Below are 22,428 nucleotides of genomic sequence, written 5' to 3'. Positions count from 1 at the left end.
TATAATTCTTTTTTAAAAACCGAAACCTAATCTAAAGGCCAAACGCAGGCCATCATCGCTATTGAATGTAGATATGTTTGCAGTCATCATATTAGCCATGTTTAAAAACACACCTCCTCCGAATGAATTGTTCCATTTATCAGAATCATCATTTGGCAACCACACGCGACCATAATCAAAACCACCATAAACGCCTAGATACAAAGGAAACCAACCTGTTTTAACTTTTGTAAGATTCCATCTTAAATCTGTACTTTGAACAAAAGCACGTTTACCAGTGAATCGTTGGTTTCGATAGCCTCTTAGACCATTATTAGCACCTAAAGTAGCTCCTTGATAAAACTCAAAATCGTTACCAAAGTTAAGATGCCCTCTAAAGTCCGTTGCCAAGACCAAGTTGCCACTAGGAATTACTTTAAAATCAAATCCGATTTCTGGTATTAGGTAACTAAATCCTTTTTCAGTAGACACGTTATTTTTATATCCAGCTTGCAAGCTTATTTGAAATCCCTGGGTTGGAAACGCCTCTCTGTCCTTATTCACAAAACTATATTTAGCATCTATTCCCCAAAAATCTTGCTCGTCAAATAGAGGGTTATCAGCAGGTAAGAGTTCTATAAATCTATCTTCGGTTCGATCTACCTCATTAGATTCATAACTTAATCCCAATTTTACTTCAGACCCAGAATGGCCTCGCCATACCATGGAAGGCATTACTTTAAAAGTTCTAATTTTTACTCTGTTGTAATCTAAATCTACGTTTAATCCATCATCGTCATCTGCTTCTGGGTTAGGTGTTTCATTTCCAAATCCGAAGAAGTTAGTTGCGTAATTAGGGCTGGTAAAATCTACATCAATAGCAAAATTTACATTTTGAAAAAACACATTAGCAAACTCTCCATTATAACTAATATCGAATCCGCTAGTTGCAAAATAATAAGCAGTATTTAAACTATGTCTTGATGAAAATGGATTACGCTCAAAATTAAAATTCGTTTTGGTAAAAGCGGCACCAACTCTAAATCCATCATCAGGATTAGCTCCTAAACTTGGTAGAATCTGAGTAGTACCTGTTTTAAGTTTTCTATAATTATAAACATTAGTGTAATAATTATCCGTGAGTCTTCTACTTCCTTTATTAGTTTTAAACGTATTTGGCTTGGTTTTATAATCATAGTATTTTATTCTATATCCATTCTCTATATCATAAGTATCATTATTTTGCCCACCTAATAACAACACTTTTATACAATCATCACCATCACCAAAGACATGGAATACGTCATCATCATCTAATCCATAAATCCAAATTTCTTTCGTCTGCGATTTTTTGTAAACGCGATTAATAAAAATATCAGCCTTTTCTCCGCCTTTAATGCGATAACCTGTAACTTTTGTTTCTCCATCTGGCATACGCTCTATATCAAACCAATCGTCTTTATTAGTTCCTTTTATGACAGCCAACTCATTGGTTAATTTAAAATACCTATCCGAAATCTTTTGAAGATTGCCTCTCCTAGCCCTTAACTTCCTTTTGATTTCTTCAACGGTCTCATCCCTTACTTCCTTTGGCATATTTAAGAATGCCCTTTCAATGACCTCATCCGTAATCCCTTTTTGGATAATTTTCACTTGTTCATCCCAAATATCTTTTGTGGAGTGCTGAATTAATTCCATATCTAAAGGGTAAGGCTCTACATTAACTCCTTTTACATCTTCGAGGTCATCACTATATTCCCTTAACAAACGTGCTGTAGGAATTAGTTTGATGGCTGTTCCTAACAATGCACCATCTCCCATAATTGAAAATGCCTGATCTCTGTCTCTTGGTAATGGTCTGAAAACCTTTTTTCCGTTTTCTTTAAATTCTATCCAACGCCACTGATCCTGATGTCTATCCCAATCTCCAATAAGCATATCGAATAATCTCGCACGTATGTAAGCCGCCTCGTCAATAATAATGTCTTCATCTTTGTGAAGCTTTTGCATCATATCATCCGTGCTTTCAATCTCATCTTGAAACCCAAAGCTTGCCAAATCACTATGACCCTCCGAAGTATGCTCTTCTATCATGTAAAGTTCATCTCCAAAATCATTGTTATATACTCCTAGTGCGTTTTGTTTTGGGACATAATAAAGGATAGGATTAGTATGGTAAATACCAATTGCGTCAGATAAATCACCAATTACAAAAGGTGCGTAAGGATGTGATCCCGTAAACACATCTAGTAATAGCTCTTGTATTGCAGTATCTTCAAATTGACCTTCAATATATTGGTCCTTAAAAACTATGGCTTGTAAATATTGTAAAGCTTGCTTTCTTAGAGCTCTCATTACGTATTGAGCACCATTTTTATCTTCCAAACGCAATGACTTAGACTGATTTCCACCGCCTTTTCGCACTGGTTTTAACCCCCCATAAAGCGTATCTAAATTTACAGTAGGTGCCTTAATTTTAGTACTAAAGTATTTTCTATATCTATCTCCCCAAAGAAATTTGTGAGTCCCTGAGACCTCAGTTTCTTCTTTGGTGTATATAGAAGCTTCGACTTCGCTAGGGAATACTTTTTCATAATCAGGAACTACATTATTGTCTGGTTTTAAAACTTGCTTTTGAAACACTGTGCTTTTATCAAATACTGAATAAAACTGCACATGAGAAGAACCATCTTTAAACACATCTAATTTTGCATAACCTGGTGTCCCGTATGAAAACAAACCTGGATCAACATTTCTTGTGGCCGATTGTTTTGAGCCAGAACCACTAACAATTTGTCTCAAATTATCTGTTTCTAAATATTGTAAACTGTGCTCATGTCCTGAAACAAAAATCACCTTATCATTGTGTTGAGCAATTGTAACCAATCGCTTTTTTAATTCATTATAATGCTTGTTCTGAATATCAACATTTGCAATACCATTAGTTTTTCTAAATACATTTATGAGTGTTCCCAGCACGGGCAGTGGTTTCATGTGATTTTTAAAACTGTATTTACCACCATGAGGACCATTGGTAAACATGGGGTGATGAATAGCCACAATTGTTGTTTTTCCCCTTGCTTTCTTAATTTCACTACTAAATTCATCCAAAAAAGCTTGTCTTGTTTTAATCTCACAATCGTCATTAATTGTTGGGTGATTATTCCAATTAGTCAAATACCAGTGACTATCTATAATTATTAATTTGATATCGTCGCTAACATCAATATCCTCAATAGGACAACCATTCTCTGGCAAAAATGTGTTTTTTCCCAAAGCGTCTTCCACAAACTTTTCTTGTCGTTTTAGACCCCTTACACCAGAATACCAATCATGGTTACCAGGAATAAATATAGCTCGTCCTTTAAAATCTATTGCCGTTTGGGTTTGTTCTTTAATCCTTGCCTCGGCCAATTTGGATTTAGCTTCTGTCTTATCCGTAAAGCCGTTGGGATAGATATTGTCACCAAGAAATATTGCTGTACTGTTTTCTGGTGCCTCATCCAATACCTTTTTGAATTTCCCCAAAACTGCCTGAGCACTATCTTTTATGGCATAACCTGCATCACCAATCAAATAAAACGAATGGTTCAATTCCTTATTAGCCGGATATTCTTCTTGAACGACACCTTCTTTATATTGAGGCTTGTGGGTTGCACACGCGCTAAGTAAGAAGATAAGAGCAAAAATTTGAAAGCATTTAACGGTCTTAAACATATTTCAATATTAAATTTTCTCCCAAAGACTATCTGAAAAATAATGTTTGCAATCTAGGAGGTTGGTAATTAGTTGAAAATTTGAAGCTTTTGCTAAGTTACGAATTTCGTCAAGACTATATTTCTTAGACAACTCCGTCCAGATTAATTCGTTGTAATCGAATTCGATAGTTTTATTAATGGCTTTAATTTCTACAGATTGTTTTCTAAGACTAACAATATAGCTCTTTACATCACCTGTTATTGGATTATAATGACAATAAAAATCGAAATCGTCAATCTTAAAATCTGCACCCAGCTCTCTATTGATTCTTAAAAGGAGGTTGAGATTAAATCGCTTGGTTATACCATGTTCATCATAATAAGCATTGTGAATAATGATTGGGTTTTTCTTAATATCAAAACCAATTAGAAGCTTATCACCAATTTTCATATTATCATTAAAGAGATTCAGTAAATCCCGAGCTTTGTCTGATTGATAGTTCCCAATATTTCCACCCAAGAATAATAGCAGACTGGGAAAATCACTTTGCTTATTTACTTCAAGAATTTCAAAATAATCTCCTACTTTAGGTTTTATATTAAGACTAGGAAGTCTTTCTCCCAATCTTTCGACTAAAATGTCCATAGCTTCTTGCGAAATATCTATGGGCACGTAATTGAAGTCAACATCATTATTAACCAGATATTCTAAAAGTTTATACGTCTTAAAACCATCTCCAGCGCCAAGTTCTACAATATTAAAGGGTGTCGAAAATTGTAAAGCATCAATAATTTGCTTTGATTGCATGGAGAGGATTTCGAACTCGGCATCCGTGAGGTAATACTCAGGCATATTCATAATTTCCTGAAATATGCGACTACCATTATCATCGTAAAAATACTTTGAGGATAAGTGTTTACTTTTAGCAGTTAAGCCTTTAAGCACATCTTGTGCAAAATTGTTTGTCATGTAATAGGGCTATTTTGCTAATCGTATTCCAGAAAACTGCCAGCGCATTTCGGGATGAAAAAAGTTTCTATAAGTCGGTCTACTGTGGTTTTTAGGTGTTGCAGCAGATGCACCACGCATTACCATAGCATTTACCATAAATTTACCATTGTATTCTCCTAAAGCACCATCTACTTTTTTATAATTTGGATAGGGCAAATAAGCACTATTGGTCCACTCCCATAGTTGACCATACTTAAAGTATTTTGAAGCCACTTCCCATTCAAACTCTGTAGGTAAACGAAGACCTTTCCATTGAGAATAGGCAAATGCTTCGTAGAAAGTGATGTGATTTATCGGCAATTCCATATCGATTTCCTTGAATCCTTGTAATGTATATTGCATCCATTTCCCATTGACCTTATGCCAATACAAAGGTGCTTTGATTTCATTAGTCTGAATAAATTCCCAGCCATCAGCATGCCAGAGATTAAAATCTTTATAACCGCCAGCTTCAACAAATTCAATATATTCTAAATTGGTGACTAATCTATTTGAAATTTCGAAATCATGCAGATACACTTTATGCCTACCAAGCTCGTTATCCCAACAGAAACTATCTTCCTTGTGACCTATTTCGTAAATATTTTCATCAATTTTAATAAATTCTTGCGCTTGTTTTTCTGAATCTAATTTTATTTCAAAATCCAACTTTGGGAATGATGGCTGATGTCCAAAAATATACTTGACATCGTAAACCAACAATTCTTGATGCTGTTGCTCATGTTGCAATCCGATTTCAATAGTTTCACACGCATGCTCTGATACGTCATGCTCAAGATATTCTGCCATATGTGAATTGACATGCGCTCTATAATTCAGCACCTCATTCAAGGTAGGTCTTGTCATTGAACCTCTCTGAGCTCTCATAACACGATCACCAACATTGTTATAATAACTGTTGAAGTAATAGGCGTATTCATTGTGAAATACCTTATAATTTTCTTTGTGTTTGCTAAGTATGAATTGTTCGAAAAACCAAGTTGTATGCGCCAAATGCCATTTGGGAGGCGACACAAATTCTACAGGTTGAATGGATGTATCTTCTGGTTTAAGAGAATTACATATATCTTCTGTTCGAGTTCGAATATCTAAAAAGCGCTGTTTTGTAATTGAATTTGCAGTTGCTATTTGCACTATTAATCTTGTATTATTTGGGTTTCAAAAATAACTTCACTCGCTATAGTTTTATGAACAGGACAGCGTGAAGCTATTTCTTTTAATCTTTCTTTTTGAGTGTGATCTAAGTTACCAACAAATTTTAGCTTTTTACTGATATGGTCTAAATATTTTGGCTGATCAACCTCAACTTGCAAATCATCACTATGCTTTCTGGAATGTGATACATAAACAAACACCTCATGTAAATCCCATTTCTTACGCTCAGCGTACATCTTTAAAGTCATTACGGTACATGCTGCAAGTGCTGCATTTAGATATTCATAAGGCGATGGTCCAAAATCGCTACCTCCAATACTTGCCGGTTCGTCTGCAATGAACGTATGATTTTTAGTTTGAATTGAGGTTGTGAAGTTGTCCTCTACGATATTGAGATACCCAACCAATTGCTCCCCTTCTGTACTTAACATTTTATTTTCAACTTTGGGAAAATAACGTTTCGCCCAAGTCCCAATAACATCTCCAACGTATTGGCTGTCTATTTCTTTGGTAAGTAAATGGTCTGCATCATCCAAGGTTACAAAGCTCTTGGGATGATGTGCATTATGATATAATTGCTGCGCATTTTCTACGCCAACAATGTTATCAAAAGGAGAATGCATAATTAATAATGGTTTTCTCAAACTCTTGACAATAGCAGGTAAATCTGTCTTATCAAATGCTTCAACAAAGTCTTGATTGATAACAAATGGTCTTCCGCCAATATTTACCTCAACTTTACCCTTATGTTTTATGTCTTCAACTTGATGCGAAAATAAATGTTTCACATGACCTACAGTTGCGGGTGCGCCAATTGTCGCTACTGCTTTTACAGCTTCTAGTTTTGAAGCTGCTACCAAAACAGCTGCACCTCCTAAAGAATGACCGACCAATAGAGTCGGTGCATTATAATGCGCAGTCATAAAGGCATGTACATCTAAGAGGTCATCAACATTTGCCGAGAAATGACTGTCTGCAAATTCTCCCTCACTACGACCTAAACCTGTGAAGTCAAAACGTATAACGGCAAATCCATCCTGTGTTAAAGCACGACTTACATGCCTCACAGCACTTAGGCTACTACTACAGGTAAAGCAATGTGCGAAAATGGCGTAGTAATTTGGTTTTTGATTCGCTGGTAGCTCTAAATGTGCGTTGAGCGTTATGCCTTTTCTATTCTTAATTTTAAGTTTTGTACTTTTCATCTTATACGTATAAGTTCTCGATATACTATTTTACAAAATCGCTCGAACTGACATTGATTTTAATTCTCAACTTGAACACCTCGCCAAAATGCCACTCGATTTTCGATGCCTTTTGCCAACTCCGAAACTTCTGGATAAAACCACGCAGCATCAGGGTTTTCTTTTCCTGCAACCTTTATAGTATAATAGGACGCTGTTCCTTTCCACGGGCAAACTGTATGTGTTTCACTAGATTTAAAAAATTCTTTTTTTATGCTCTCATGAGGAAAATAATGATTTCCTTCAATAACAACTGTATCATCACTTTCTGCGATCACTTCATTATTCCAAATGGCTTTCATATTTATTTATTTTAAAATTTAAGAACTACAGGACAACATCGAGCAACCTACCTTATGTCTTGCCCATTCCGGACGTTTTGCAAACCACTTTTGATAATTTGGTTGATCATCATAAGGCTTTTTTAAAAGTTCGAACAATTCATCAATCAATTTATAGTTTCCTTTATCAGCATTGTCAATAGCCAACTGCGCCATATAATTTCTAAGTACGTATTTCGGATTAACCAAGTCCATATTAGCTTGGCGTTGATGGTCTGTTAGTGCCTCTCGTTGTAATCTTTGGTCGTAAGCAAGAAACCAACCTTTCCATTGCTCTAATAATAATTCGTCTTTAATATCGTCTATCTTGTAAAATGCCTCCTTAATCATATCAAGTCCATTTTCGGGCTTTCCTTTTTTATAATTTGATAGTAATCTGAAAAAGATGGTCATATCAGTTTCAGAAAGCAATAGACAGTCTTCTAAATCTGCCATTAATTTCATATCATTCTCTTCTTCTACCAACAGACCTAATTTAGAGCGCATCATATTTAACGATTTGATTTCAAAATCTTTTTGATAGTTCTTTAGAATAGTCTCAAAAGGCTCCGGATCATCAACCAATGGGTATAAGGCATTGGCGAGCTGCAGTAAATTCCACAGTCCAATATTTGGTTGGTTACCATAACGATAACGTTTATTTTGTCTATCGGTGGTATTTGGTGTCCATCCAAAATCGAAACCCTCCAACCACCCGTAAGGTCCATAATCGATGGTCAAACCTAAAATGGACATGTTATCTGTATTCATCACTCCATGCACAAAACCAACACGTTGCCAATGAATAATCATATCGAGTGTTTTGTTCGCAACCTCTTGGAAAAATTTAATGTAAGTCCCTTTCGATGGTTTCCCTAGCTCAGGATAGAAGTACCTAATTGTATAATCTGTAAGTAACTTAAGGTTTTTGTGATCTTTTCTTGCTGCAAATAATTCAAAATTCCCAAAGCGAATAAATGATGGCGCCACACGGCAAACGATGGCTCCTTTTTCGTAATCCGCATTGCCATCGTACAACATATCTCTCAATACATCGTCGCCAGATAGCACTACACTTAAAACTCTTGTGGTTGGCACACCTAAATGATGCATGGCTTCACTGCATAAATATTCCCTAATTGAAGATCGCAATACTGCTAATCCATCGCCTTGTCTGGAGTACGGTGTTTCACCAGCTCCTTTTAACTGCAATGCCCAACGCTTTGTATTATGCTCAACTTCAAATAAATTAATTGCTCTGCCATCGCCTAATTGCCCTGCCCAATTCCCGAACTGATGGCCTGCGTATGCCATAGCATAAGGCTTGGTTTTAGGGTGAATTTTGGAACCTGAGAAGATATCTAAAAACTCTTGGTTATATATATCATTGGCAGTAATTCCCAAATTATAAGCCATTTCTTCTGAGGTATGAATCAGCTGGGGCTTTGATGGAATCCTTGGTATGACATAAGAGTGTGCAGCTTCGAATACTTGTCTCCTAGAATTATCGGTATTAGAATCTGATGGTAATTCTTCATTAAAGGTATTACTAATATTCAATCGCATATTTTAATTAACTCTGTTTTTTAGACCTATGACTTTAACTAGTAATTATAGACAATCTATTTCGTCTAAAGCTAACTTGAAAACCATCTATGACCTTGTAAGCTAAGTTACTACTTTAGTAATTGAAATAGGTTATAAATAATTCTTAAATTAGACTCTCATTATAGATATATGGAAAACTTAATAGTTGAAGCAGAAAAATATGTTACATCTTACTTAAACGATAATTTAGATACACCTTTTGTTTATCATAATTTGGCGCATACACAGCGCGTAGTAGCAAAAACCAAAGAATTGATAGAAGATAGTACTCTTGCTAAAGATGAAGAACATCATCTTTTATTAGCTGCGTGGTTTCATGACACTGGGTTTACGAAAACTATTGATGGCCATGAAAAAGAAAGTGTAAAAATTGCAAGTGAATTTCTAAAATCCAAGAATGCTTCTGATGACCAAATAAAAAGAATTTCAGAAATCATTTTGGCAACAGAAATGGGCTATGAACCTAAAAACAAATTGGAAGGTCTAATTAGAGATGCAGACTGTGCTCATATTTCTAGCAAAAAATATGATGATTATACGTCATTATTGCGAAAAGAATGGGAACTCACTAAAAGCAAAAAAGTATCAAAATTTGAATGGCTTCAAGAAAATATTGATTTTCTAACTAATCATACTTTCCACACGGATATTGCAACAAAAAAATGGCAAAAAAGAAAAGGAAAGAATTTAGCAAGCTTATTACAAAATCAGAATAAAATAAAGGCAAATACTGAAAAATTAAAGCATAAAAAAGCCGAGCTTCAATTTAAGAAGCATAAACTTGATTTACCCGATCGTGGTATAGAAACCATGTTTAGGGTGGCTCTTAGAAATCACATCACGCTAAGTGACATTGCAGACACCAAGGCAAATATTTTGCTTTCGGTAAATGCTATTATAATTTCTTTAGTGCTTTCTAATTTAGTATCAAAACTAGATAATCCATCGAATAGTTATTTAATTTGGCCAACAGTTATTTTCGCATTATTTACAGTTGCTTCGATTGTTCTCTCCGTAATTGCAACACGTCCGAATGTAACTAGTGGAAAATTTACGAAAGAAGACGTTGCCAATAAAAAAGTAAATCTTTTGTTCTTTGGCAATTTCCATAAAATGAAACTCGATGAGTTTGAATGGGCCATGCAAGAAATGATGCAAGACAAAGACTATCTCTATGGGTCACTCACCAAAGATCTATACTTTTTAGGTTTGGTATTGAATAGAAAGTATAGTTTATTAAGACTTACCTATACAGTATTTGCCATTGGAATTATTATAAGCGTCATTGCTTTCGGTATAGCATTTCAGTTCTCAGGAGTGGAAGCTAATGTTACAGATATAGTAGAAAGAGTTACGTCTAAGATTTGATTTCTTTCATTAAATCATCATAGGTATAAAAGGCTTTATCATCTTTATCTTTATGATAAAGCACACTTACTCTTATCGCTTTTAAACCTGTAACCGCCTGTAAATCTTGAAGCTCAACAATTTCTACATCATCATCTAAATACTTTTTAGATTGTAAAAATTTGATATAATTCAAATATTCTTGCTCATCTTCTTTTTGCGAATAAACGATGCTTATTTTACCTTTTTGTGTGACACGTTCTGAAGTCCCCTTAATGTAAGCCTTATCTACACGCTTCTTAACAATTTCGTATCTAGCATTGTATGTACCATCGACATCAAACTGTTTTTCGTCCATTCTAAAACTTATGGACAACGGTTGATTAAACACTAGAATCATAGAAGCTACATCTAAAGCCACAGGAAACTGAGATTGCATTTGGTAGTATGAGTTTTCCATTTCGACCATTACTTGCAATTGCCATAATCGAAGATTGTAAAGATAAATTGGACTAAAACTATCTTCCTTTGTAAGTGACTCGCCTATATACATATTATGTTCTACACCGTCTGTTTTGAAACGCTCAAAATAATGTGGATACATAAGTTGAGCCTCTACTTGCTTTTGATCCAATAATGAAGCCATTTCCTTATTGATTAAAGCAATACTGTCATCATATTGTTTTCTATGATGGTATAGTACATCTACTGTATCGTCTATACGATTAAAGTACTCGTCAATATCAGATTTTAATTCATCTGTTGTATACAAATGCTTCAGTACGGGCTCAATTTCATCTTTAATAAAACTTGAAATCTGCTGTTCACTATCAACCTGGAAATTAGCTTCTAATCCCTTTAAAAAATTGTCTGCTTGATATATATATTGCTCATAAATAGGCAACTCTTCAAACTCCGAAGCTGATCTTAGAATATCCTGAATTGTCTTTAGTTGCAAGGTTAAATCTTGCTGCGTTGCCCAATTTCTAGCTTCAGAAGATCCTTTTATATCAATTTGCCCATAAAGTGGATAAATATTTTCAAATGCTATCTTATTGAAATTTGGCTCTTTACCATTCCATTCGTCTTTAATATAGTTTCTAGCTTCTTGTTCGAATCTCCAATGCACGCTAGGATGAATAGATGTGCATTCTTTTTGGATAATGGCTTCAATTAAATTCTCCTCTTCATTTTTAGAACGTTCAACAGCCGAAATTATAAATGGCATAACGTCAACCAATTTATTGGCATTAATACTATTTAATGCCTGTGCTTTTTTAGAAACAATTTCTATGATTCCCATTAGACCATCATCATTGGCAATAGGGGCAAATATGGCACTTTTATAACCTTGATCGTGTAATGCTTTTATATGTGGAGCTTGGCCATTAGACAGCTTGTACATCCTATCTACATCTGAAACTGAAAAATAAGCGTTTTCATTTATCAACCTGTTGTAAGACCACTCACAAAGTGCATCGCCGCATGACAGACTTTCTTTGTCATTAAGCAGAAAACTATTCATTCCAACACCATAAACACGCTCAAAAGTACTGTCCTCTTCGTTATAAATGGAAAAACCAACTTCAAGATTCTTTAATCCAAATAAGGAACGAAAGATATCATAAAAGCCTTGCATAAAACTTTCATCTTTCCTTTTGTCCTCACCAATTAAAGACGATTTTATATTGGAAATAGACTGATCATCAGTGACGTCAAAAATATTCGAAATTACAAAGCCTTTAAACTCATAACTATTTGGCGGAAATTTTTCTTTCCAAAGTTCAATATTTTCAAAATTATCAATTAGTTCCGCATAATCTTCTTCAGTAACCTTAGGTGCGTTTTTCTTAGGAATAATTTCCGTGAAATCGGCATTATAAAGAATTTTATAATAACGAGTTATACCATTAGCATCAGGTATTTCGTAGAAAAATGGTCGTTTAAAATTTAAATTGTAGCCATAACAGAAATTAAGAATTATTGTACAAGCAATGATATACCTTTGATCTGTAGGCATATTTTTTATTTGTAATTCAAAATCCTTTCCTGCAGTATTTAATATGGACTTAAAGCGATCAGAAGAATTGAAAATAATATCTTGAAAAGGTACAGATGCCGTTTTAATTTCATTTTTAGTTAAAATTGGACTAAAGGCATCTTGCAGAATTCCAGCAATTTCTTTTTCGTAAGTATCTAATAATTTTAAGTCACTAAAGCCATCTTTTAATATCGGATTATCCTCAGCTATCTTTAATACACGACGTGCATTAGCCGCAATAAAATCATTATCAGCTTCAATTAAACTTTCATATTGATTTAAAAATTTATTGAAACTAACTTTTATGATTAGAGGAGAATCTATGTTATCGTTGATATCCAAACTGTTAGACTTTTAATTTATAAAGTTACAAATAATTATAATAGTCGTTAAAAGTGAGACTATCTTACAGACAGTTTGTTACAAATATTGGATATTATTTCTTCTTTAAACTGATGGCGAAGCCACCACCTTCAGCAAGCGTAACAGGCAATTTTGATCCTTTAGTTATTTCTATTTCTTCAATATCGATATCCAATGGATTATCATTCCAATGCGCATTTTTACCATCTTTATAAATGATAACTTCATAATTTTGGTTGTCATCCAAAAAGTCAAATGCCAAATCTAGAGTTCTTGCATTTTCATCAGTAATACCACCAACAAACCAATTACCAGTCTCTCTTTCTTTTCTAGCAATAGTGACATAGTCACCAACTTCGCCATTTAAAACTTTTGTTTCTGACCAATCAACACCAACATCTCTTATAAACTGCAAGGGTTCAGGATTAGCCTCGTAATGTTCTACCAAATCTGCAGCCATTTGTATTGGACTATATATTACAACATAGAGTGCCAGTTGTTGGGCGATGGTAGTATTAACTTGATTATCCTTTTTATACTCATCGAACTTTATATTAAAAATTCCTGGTGTATAATCAATTGGTCCTGACAGCATTCTAGTAAATGCTACAATTGGTAAATGCTCCGGTGGATTGCCACCATCGCTAGACCATGCATTAAATTCCTGACCACGTAATCCTTCTCGTGAAATTATATTCGGATAGGTTCTTCGTAAACCTGTTGCTTTAATCGGTTCGTGAGCGTTAACAGCCACTTCATATTTTGCCGCTTTTATTGCTGCATTATTATATTGATTCACCATATATTGGCCATGATGATATTCTCCTTTTGGTAGAATTTTGCCAACATAACCTGATTTTACGGAATGCATACCATAGTGTTGCATCAATGCATAAGCCGTGTCTTGTTGTTTTTCGTAAGTCTCTGTGGCTGCAGACGTTTCATGGTGCATTATAATTTCCACACCATTTTCTTTGGCATATCTAGTCACCTCATCAATGTCATAATCTGGATATGGTGTTACAAAATCAAAAACACCTTCACGATCTTCAAAACCAATCCAATGCTCCCAACCCGTATTCCAGCCCTCTACTAAAACCCCTCCAATATTGTTTTTCGCTGAAAAGTCAATAAAGCGTTTGGCATTTTCTGTGGTCGCACCATGTTTTCCATGCGCATCGCCAGAGTCTGTCCAGGTATTCATATTCTGAGTCATGCCATAATCCCAAGACGACTTACCCAGATGCATTTCCCACCAAATACCAGTATATTTCATAGGAGTGAACCATGATACATCATTCAGTTTATTAGGTTCATTCAAATTGACAATTAGTTTGGATTCTATTAAATCTGCTGCATTATCTGCAATTTGAATCGTTCGCCATGGTGTGTTAAATGGCAAACTTCGCTTGACTTTGTATTCGTTGTTTTCTGATCCTACCAAATTACTTTTTAAGCCGAGATCCTTGGTATCTACTTTTAAAGTCATACCAGAATAGTCTATCAAAGCTGCTTCATGAAAACTTAGATGTGTCCCATCATTACCAACCATTGTTACTGGGGTGTTCACGGCATTTTCTGGAATATAGGTTTGCGCTAAATTTTTATGGTTGGCATATTGAAGTGCATCAATTTTCGATAGCTTAGTTGTATTGTACAAATGCTCGTATATGTCCCAATCGCCAGGAATCCAAAACGTTTTGTAGTCTTCTGTTAAGTTGAATTCAGTATGCTCATCTTTAACTAATACTTCTGTCCAACCACTTTGCTCTGGGAATTCATATCTAAAACCTATACCATCATTATAAGCCTTAAAAACGATGTTAACTTTTCGGTTTAATTCTGAAGTTTCTTCAAGTTCAATCCTTAATTCATTGTAATGATCTACCACATCCAACTGTTCGCCCCAAGGCATTTGCCAAGTTTCGTTAAATGCTGTTGTGTACGTATTGATAATTTTAAAATTATCCAGTAACGCTTTGACATTGGTAAATTCAAATCCAAGAAATGATGTATCAACCACCGTTTTATTATTGAATATCACTGTGTAGAATGGTTTCCCTTCAGTATTTAAATTAAAGTTTACTTTAATATTAGAATTAGGTGAGGATATTTGGGCAACCTCCTTTTTTTCATTTGAACAGCTTAATAATCCTAAAATGAATATGAATATATACATGTTGTTTTTCATATTATTTCTTTTCAAATAATACAACATCAAATTCTGAATCAATAACGGCTGTTCCATCCACTACTCTAACCTCTTGGTTAGAATACGCATCATATATCGCCTCGCCATCTTCAAATACTTTAGAGACATCCAATACCTTTTTACCTTTATCTAAATCGAGACCAATTACCACAAAGTCCTTAAAATTATCTCTAGTCAAACTTCTATAAAATAGATACGGTGATTCCGTAATCATCTGGTGTACTCCAGCTCCGATTGCAGGATGCTTTGCCCTAAACTTTCCTAATTTTTGCCAATGTGTCAAGATTTCTTTTGTTCTCTTTCTTTTAGCAATGGAGTCCCAATTCATAAATGAACGAAGCGTTGCGTCACCCACTGCTTCGAGAACTACTAAAGAGCGTGCAGATTCATCACCATAATAAACCTGAGAAGTACCTGGTGACAAGAGTAATTTATTAGCAGTTTCAAAAGGTTTTTTTCTAGATGGATCAAAAGGACTGCCATCATCATGTGAACTTAAATAATTCAACACACCAAAACCTTTTAAATCGCCATTGAGAACATCAGAATATCTTTTAAAAAGATCTTGGTAGTTAGACTCTTTCGCATTCCACTTAAATTCAAAATTGATTTGTTCGGTAAACATATTATCATAATAATTCACTTTTTTATCTCCATAATCATAATACTTTCCTCCACTAATACCATAATTATAGACTTCACCAACCAAATAAAAATCGTTATCATCTAAAACTTTATTTGGATTGTTCTTTTTGTACTCTGAAAATGCATAATCACATTCATTTTTAAATTCTTCCCATACAAAAGCTTCAGTATGCTTCACCGTATCTGCTCTGTAACCATCAACACCAAACTCTGTGATATAATCTGTTAACCATTTTATGATATAAAAACGTGGTGCCCTAGGATGTCCTGTTCTCTCGAAAAAGGCATCGAGCTCCTTTACTTCTTGCTCGTACCTACCTTCTGCTTTCCATTTTTCAACGAGTTGTGGCGGTAGTTCCACATTCTCGTTACTTTCGGTTTTAATATCGGGAAGGTTGGCCACCAAAGTACAGGTCACCGTATTTTCGTAATTATCATATTTACATTGCGGATTGGTTCTCACCCATTGCTTTGGCCAAACAGTATCTTTTTCGGTTACAGGACCTGTATGATTAATTACAGCATCTAAAACAATTCTTATTCCTCTAGCATGTGCTTCCTTAACCAACTCATGTAAGTCTTCTTTGGTTCCATAGTTTGGATCGATACGTGTCCAATCTTTAGCCCAATATCCATGAAAACCATAAGTTACTCCCGTTCCTTCATCAGTTCCACCATGAATTTGTTCAACAATTGGTGTCATCCAAATAGCGTTTATACCTAAATCAGTGAAATAACCCTCTTTAACCTTTTGAGTCACACCTTTAATATCACCTCCTTTGAAACCACGAAGTTTTGCAGTTTCTTTGGTTCTATCAAAATTGACATCGTTAGAGGTGTCACCATTATTAAAACGGTCTGTTAGCAGAAAATATAGATTAGCACTTTCCCAAATAAATGGCAGGCTTTCAGGAGTTGGTTCAATAACATTAGCTGTAACGACTTCTTCACTTGGGTTGTTTTTACAATTAATTATCATAAAAGCAAGTACTATTAATGTGACTATTTTTTTCATTATTTTAATTTAATATCTATTATCTTATATACACTCTATACTCCCAAGGTTTTAGGGTTAATTTAGAGTCCTTGTCCAATGTAATTTTATTATTATTTCCAAAAATTTTATACGTGCTGTGGTAAAGTGATTCACTAAATACTACGGTTTTGGGCTCATCTGAAAAATTAAATACCGCGAACACTTTGTCTTTTTCATTTTGACGAACGAAACTGAACACATCACTTTCATGATTATTAGGTACTTTAATCATTCGACTTCCCCATTTAGCATGCCATAACGCGGTATTTTGTTTCATTAGAGCGATTAGATTTTTGTATAGCAGTCCTATCGCGTCTTCTTTCCAAACTATGGGATCCTTTTCAAAGAAAGCTAAGCGTTTAGCATTTCCTGCTTCTTGTCCGTTATAAATAAGCGGCATACCTTCACCAACAACTGATAAAACAATAGCTGCTTTTAATCCCTCTCCAAATTGCTCGTACATGGTACCCTCCCAGGCATTTTTATCATGATTACTTACAAAGGTCATACGGATACTATTCTCTGGAAATGCACTCTCATTCCATGAGTAGTAGATATAGAGTTTATTAACGTCTGCTTTTCCCACAGATATATTGTGTACTGCCTCATTCCAACTCCAAGCATAAGTCATATCAAAAGCCTTGGCATGTAAGTCTCTCGATTCCCATTCTGCCAACATAAATACAGGTTTTATCGCATCTAATTCTTTGCGCACATTATTCCAAAAGTCTATAGGTACCATTCCAGCCACATCACATCTATAGCCATCAATATTGGCTTCCTTGACCCAATACTTTAAAGCTTCTGTCATGTATTGTCTTACTTCTGGTTTATTGTAATCTAAATCTATTATATCCGACCAGTCCCACCATGGTGTTGGCCTAAAATCACCTTTGTAATCTCTATCGTACCAATCGGGATATTTTTCTACCAATTCATTATCCCAAGCCGTATGATTGGCTACCCAATCTAAAATAACATACATATCTCGATTGTGTGCTTCTGCTACGAAATCCTTTAAATCCTGAAGTGTTCCAAATTCAGGATTTACACTGTAGTAATCTTTAACAGCGTAAGGGCTTCCTAGACTTCCCTTTCTGTTCTTTTCACCAATGGTGTGTATTGGCATGAGCCAAATGATATCCGCACCTAGTTCCTTTAGGCGTGGTAGTTCTTTTTGCGCAGACTTAAAGGTACCTTCTTGTGTAAATTGTCGGGTGTTTAACTGATAAATTGCTGCATTTTTTGACCATTCAGGATGCTGAATCTCAACATATTCCTCGGACTGATATGGACTATCTAATGTGTCGTCATTCTTATCCTGTTCGGCAGCTTTGGTCATATCGGAACAAGAGCAAACGGCTACAAACATCAATAAAGTAAAAAGACAGGTTCTTACCATTACTCTATTTTTAGAATGAATGATTCCAAAGGTTTTATATCTATTCTAATCTTAGCTTTTCCGTTTTCAACTTTTAAGGTTGAACCGTAGGTATTATATAATTGGTCTTCAACTTGATATTCACCATCTTTTAGTTGAAGTTTAGACACCAAATCCTCTGGCAATTGCAGCTCAAAACCGTGAGTGTCTTCTGCGTTAAAATTTGAAATTATGATTAATTGCTCATCATCACTCCAGCGCACAAAACTCAATACCTTATCATTGTACCATTCGGTGTTTTGTTGATTATATAAATGAATATCTGCATATTCACCCATAAGAGCCGAACTATTAATGGTGAAATTCAATAAACGCTTGTAAAAATCACGAAGTTCCAGTTCTTCTTTGGTAGACTGTCCGCCATCAAAATTTTTATCATTGACCCAGCGCACTAGACTTGGCACAGAACCATAATCGAAAATAGATGTTCGAGTTGGATCTCCAAAGCCTAAATCTTCAGCTCCAGGCTCGCCGAATTCCTGACCAAAATAAATCATTGTTGGTGCTGTAGTTGATGTTGCCGACACCACCATCGCAGGTTTACCTTTATTGGCACTTCCTGCAAAATCTGGGCTTGCAATACGTTGCTCATCATGGTTTTCTAAAAAGTGAAGCATGTGATGTTCAATATCACTTAAATCTTCTAAAATTGGTGGAATGTTATCTGTTTTTCCATGACCTTGCATCACATGTTTTAAGGTATCATATAACTGAACTTTATCATAGAGATAATCCATTTTCCCTTTTTTTATATAGGCTCTATATAAGCTTGGATTATAAACCTCAGCTAATAAAAACGCATCAGGGTTTTTCATTTTGATATGCGAATTCATATAGCTCCAAAACTCTACTGGCACCATTTCGGCCATATCGTAACGGAAGCCATCTACACCTTTTACCGTCCAATAGAGCGCTATATGCTTAAATTTTTCCCACGAACTTGGTACGGTTATGTCTTTCCAGAAATCATAATGTTTTTTATAATCTTCGTTGTCAAAATCTTCTGGTAATTCGTCAAAATCTTTTTTGCCATCTGGCGACACACCGTAATTTACTTTAACTGTTTCGTACCAATCGTTCATATCTGGTTGAGATGCTCTTGAACCGTTGCCTGTCCATTTAGCTGGAATTTCTTTAAACTTACTATCTGCCATAGGGTGGCTTTCGCCACCTAATGGTTGATATCCGTTTTTCCATTCCGGAACTTTAAACGTTTCACCTGGATTGTAATAGAAGTTGTTATTGACGTCGTAGGTTTTAGTCTTATCATCTTCCGCTCCGAAATCTGTTACACCCTCAGGATTGGTTAGACTTTGATAATTACGAGCCACATGATTAGGCACAATATCTATGATTACTTTAAGTCCAGCTTTATGAGTGCGCTCAATTAAAGCCTCAAATTCTTGAAGTCTATTTTCAACATTCTCAGCTAAATCTGGATTGACGTTGTAGTAATCCTTAACAGCATAAGGTGAACCTGCGCGACCCTTAACAATATCAGGATCGTCATTCGAAATGCCGTATTTGGTGTAATCGGTAATCACATCGTGATGCGGCACTCCAGTGTACCAAATATGCGTGACACCTAAATCTTTGATTTCGCTTAAGGCTTTGTCAGTAAAGTCATTAAATTTCCCTACTCCATTTTCTTCTAAAGTTCCCCAAGGTTTGTTGGTTGTGTTTGTATTACCGAACAAACGTGTAAACACTTGATATACGACTTCTTTTTTCTTCATTTGGGATTTTGTTTCTTCAGTTTGCAATGTCTCCTTTACTTCTTTTTTACAACCTATGAATACAGTTATTACAATCAAAATTATGCTAAATCTTTTATTCATTGATCACTTGTTTAGTTTGATTCTTATTTCCTTTTCAATTGAAGTATCCCAAGTTAGATTAAGGGTTAAAGTTTTGTATTCTGAATTATAAGTGCCTTCAACTTTTTCCTTACCAGCTTTAACACGCTTTGGTTCTTTTTGAATGTTATGGATGGTCAATTCAATATTTTTTGTTTCACTAGGAAAATTTTTTCCAGTTTCAGCTTCAAAATCTATTTCTAACCAACGTCCCTCAATTTCTGCTTCAAATACTAAGATTTGATAGTTTTTATTTTCTAAAGGGCGGACAGTTTTTCCGTCATCAAAATAGAATTGACGTTCTGATTCCAGCACATCTTCATGATGATAATATTGTAGTTGAAATGAAGAATCATCATAATCTTTTGTGGATTGCATGTATTTTGCTAAAGGAATAAATGCACCTGCTCTTACGTAGGTTGGAATATATGCTGAATGTGTTTTTACAGATTTAGTTTGACCACCCTTAATGACTTCATCCGTTTCAATATTAAACCAGTTTGACGTTTTTGGAAAATAGACATTCTGTACTTTTTTACCTGCTTCTAAAACAGGTGCTACCAAAACATCATTACCCCATAAATAAGTTTCGGAATAATTATAAAGCTCAGGATTATCTGGTTCTTCAAACAACAATGGTCGCATTAAGGGTTTACCCATCAGATGGTTTTCATACATTAAATGGTAATTATAAGGCAACATTCTGTAACGCATTAGAATAGCAAATTTTGCTAATCGCTTTGCTTTATCACTTCTAAAAACAGGTTCACTTGCCACATCTTCTTGTGCATGTGGTCTAAATACAGGTTGAAAAACTCCATATTGTAACCAACGCACATAGAGCTCGTCATCTAAGTTAGCTCCAGCAAAACCACCTAAATCAGAATGCATATAGGCTAGACCCTGCATTCCCATTTGTAGTGCAATTTCGGGTTGACTTTGTAATCCTCCCCAAGTTCTATTCACATCTCCAGACCATGGCACCATACCGTAACGTTGACTTCCTGAATAACCTGCGCGCATTAAAATAAATGGTCGTTTATTTGGATTGGCTTCCAAGCTAGCTTCATAAACCAATTTTGCCCAATCGTGCCCATAAATGTTATGTACTTCTTGTGCAGAACCAGTATGATGCTGTACCCAATGCGGATGAACTTCCGGCTCTCCTAAATCTCCCCAAAAGCCATTGACTCCCATTTTAGCTAAGTCCTTGTAAATATCTTTGAACCATTGCTTTCCTTTTGGATTGTATATATCGACGATGCCTGTATTACCAAAATAGAAATCGTATCTCGCAGGATTTCCAATAGAATCCTTTGCTAAAATATCTTCTCTTACAGCTTCATCCCATCTGTTGGATGTCGAAAGAATAAATGGCTCTGTAATGAGAATAGTCTCAACGTTTTTAGACTTTAAATCCTTAATCATCTGCTTAGGATTTGGGAAAGAATCTTTTAGAAATTCTAGATTTCCCATTGTGCCTTTAATGTCTTTTCCGAACCAATATAAATCGAGAATTATAGCATCAACAGGAATTTGGTCTTCTTTAAATTCATCAATCGTCATTTCGACCTCTTCTTGAGAATGGTAGCCGAAACGGCTCGAAAAATTACCTAAAGCCCAACGTGGTAACATCGGTTGTTTACCTGTTAATGATGTATAATTATCCATGATATCGTACCAAGTCTCACCAACAATGACTTGATAGGTCTTCCGACCTGAAATGGTTTCATAAGTCAAGGTATTGTCACCTTTACTGTCTAAGTCTAAATAACCGATTGGTGCGTTGTCAAAGTGAATCACGTATTTGTTGGATGACAACACAATTGGCATGGTGAAGTTCATCAATTTAGATTCAGTTTCGTAACCATAATGCGCTCTGTTGAATAATGGTAGTCGATAACCGCGTCGATTCATACCTAAAGCTCTCGCGCCTACACCATACAATACCTCATCTTTGGTAAGGTTAAATTCCATTTTTTCTATAGAATCAGTAACGATGTTACCTTTTACCATGTCCATCTGTTCATGGGCACTTTTAATGTAACCTCGTTTTTCTGAAATTATAGTTTTGCCATCGTACACGTAACTTATCTGAAAAGGTTGGGTGACTATTTTTACCGAAATGCCTTTACTTCCATAAGTAATAGTATCGCCTTGATATTTATAAGTCGTTTGAATTGTTTCAGGTTCTAAAACTACAGCATGGGAATTGTTATTGTATACTTCATTATTTGCAATAAACGAGGTCTCCAAAATAGCATCAGTATAAAACTGAAACCTATAACGTCCATCATTTGTAACCACCTCGAATTTTCCATTTTCTTCATTGTGGGATTTATAGATGCGTGTAGGGTTTTGAGCAATTATTGAAACTGTGAATAAAAATGCTATTAAAAAGAAAAATTGTTTCATAGTATTTATAATGAGATTCTGAAACAACACTTCGACAAGCTCAGTGTAACAGTTCA

13 protein-coding genes are annotated in these 22,428 nt (G+C 35.2%); 1 reads left to right on the top strand and 12 read right to left on the bottom strand.

All coding sequences use genetic code 11. From position 1 onward, the window contains the following. Positions 1 to 12: 12 nt before the first annotated feature. Genes H7F21_RS04515 through H7F21_RS04490 form a run of 6 tightly spaced genes read right to left on the bottom strand, consistent with a single transcriptional unit; the run spans position 13 to position 8,974 of the window. Entirely contained in the window at positions 13 to 3,696 is a 3,684-nt protein-coding gene (locus tag H7F21_RS04515) for a metallophosphoesterase (protein WP_185788024.1), read from the bottom strand. 9 nt (positions 3,697 to 3,705) lie between these two features. Beyond that, a complete protein-coding gene (locus H7F21_RS04510) occupies positions 3,706 to 4,647 on the bottom strand; it encodes an L-histidine N(alpha)-methyltransferase (RefSeq protein WP_185788023.1) in 942 nt (313 codons plus the stop codon). Between the two features lie 9 nt (positions 4,648 to 4,656). Continuing rightward, a complete protein-coding gene (gene egtB, locus H7F21_RS04505) occupies positions 4,657 to 5,823 on the bottom strand; it encodes an ergothioneine biosynthesis protein EgtB (RefSeq protein WP_343067482.1) in 1,167 nt (388 codons plus the stop codon). 2 nt (positions 5,824 to 5,825) lie between these two features. Then, on the bottom strand, positions 5,826 to 7,049 hold the full coding sequence (locus tag H7F21_RS04500; protein WP_185788022.1) for a bifunctional alpha/beta hydrolase/OsmC family protein: 1,224 nt from the start codon (positions 7,047 to 7,049) through the stop codon (positions 5,826 to 5,828). A gap of 59 nt (positions 7,050 to 7,108) precedes the next feature. Further along, positions 7,109 to 7,390 carry a DUF427 domain-containing protein gene (locus H7F21_RS04495; RefSeq protein ID WP_185788021.1) on the bottom strand — a complete coding sequence of 94 codons (282 nt, stop codon included), beginning with the start codon at positions 7,388 to 7,390 and terminating at the stop codon, positions 7,109 to 7,111. Positions 7,391 to 7,408: 18 nt separating this feature from the next. Then, on the bottom strand, positions 7,409 to 8,974 hold the full coding sequence (locus H7F21_RS04490) for a protein adenylyltransferase SelO (protein WP_185788020.1): 1,566 nt from the start codon (positions 8,972 to 8,974) through the stop codon (positions 7,409 to 7,411). 171 nt (positions 8,975 to 9,145) lie between these two features. Here H7F21_RS04490 and H7F21_RS04485 point away from each other — a divergent pair, with 171 nt between their 5' ends. Then, on the top strand, positions 9,146 to 10,384 hold the full coding sequence (locus H7F21_RS04485) for a Pycsar system effector family protein (RefSeq protein WP_185788019.1): 1,239 nt from the start codon (positions 9,146 to 9,148) through the stop codon (positions 10,382 to 10,384). Here H7F21_RS04485 and H7F21_RS04480 read toward each other — a convergent pair. The 6 genes from H7F21_RS04480 to H7F21_RS04455 form a co-directional block, all read right to left on the bottom strand. After that, on the bottom strand, positions 10,374 to 12,746 hold the full coding sequence (locus H7F21_RS04480) for a GAF domain-containing protein (RefSeq protein WP_185788018.1): 2,373 nt from the start codon (positions 12,744 to 12,746) through the stop codon (positions 10,374 to 10,376). The genes H7F21_RS04485 and H7F21_RS04480 overlap by 11 nt on opposite strands. 94 nt (positions 12,747 to 12,840) lie before the next feature. Further along, entirely contained in the window at positions 12,841 to 14,958 is a 2,118-nt protein-coding gene (locus H7F21_RS04475; protein WP_185788017.1) for a glycoside hydrolase family 97 protein, read from the bottom strand. 1 nt (position 14,959) lies between these two features. Next, complete coding sequence (locus H7F21_RS04470) at positions 14,960 to 16,639, bottom strand: alpha-amylase family glycosyl hydrolase (protein WP_185788016.1); 1,680 nt, start codon at positions 16,637 to 16,639, stop codon at positions 14,960 to 14,962. A 19-nt stretch (positions 16,640 to 16,658) separates the two neighbouring features. After that, positions 16,659 to 18,062, bottom strand: a complete 1,404-nt coding sequence (locus tag H7F21_RS04465) for an alpha-amylase family glycosyl hydrolase (protein ID WP_221892423.1) — start codon at positions 18,060 to 18,062, stop codon at positions 16,659 to 16,661. After that, positions 18,062 to 19,939 carry an alpha-amylase family glycosyl hydrolase gene (locus H7F21_RS04460; protein ID WP_185788015.1) on the bottom strand — a complete coding sequence of 626 codons (1,878 nt, stop codon included), beginning with the start codon at positions 19,937 to 19,939 and terminating at the stop codon, positions 18,062 to 18,064. The genes H7F21_RS04465 and H7F21_RS04460 overlap by 1 nt, the downstream gene beginning before the upstream one ends. A 3-nt stretch (positions 19,940 to 19,942) precedes the next feature. Further along, entirely contained in the window at positions 19,943 to 22,372 is a 2,430-nt protein-coding gene (locus tag H7F21_RS04455) for a TIM-barrel domain-containing protein (protein ID WP_185788014.1), read from the bottom strand. Positions 22,373 to 22,428: the final 56 nt, after the last annotated feature.

It is taken from the genome of Winogradskyella flava (assembly GCF_014243395.1).
Lineage (GTDB): Bacteria > Bacteroidota > Bacteroidia > Flavobacteriales > Flavobacteriaceae > Winogradskyella > Winogradskyella flava.
This window is presented reverse-complemented; position numbering and strand designations above follow the sequence as displayed.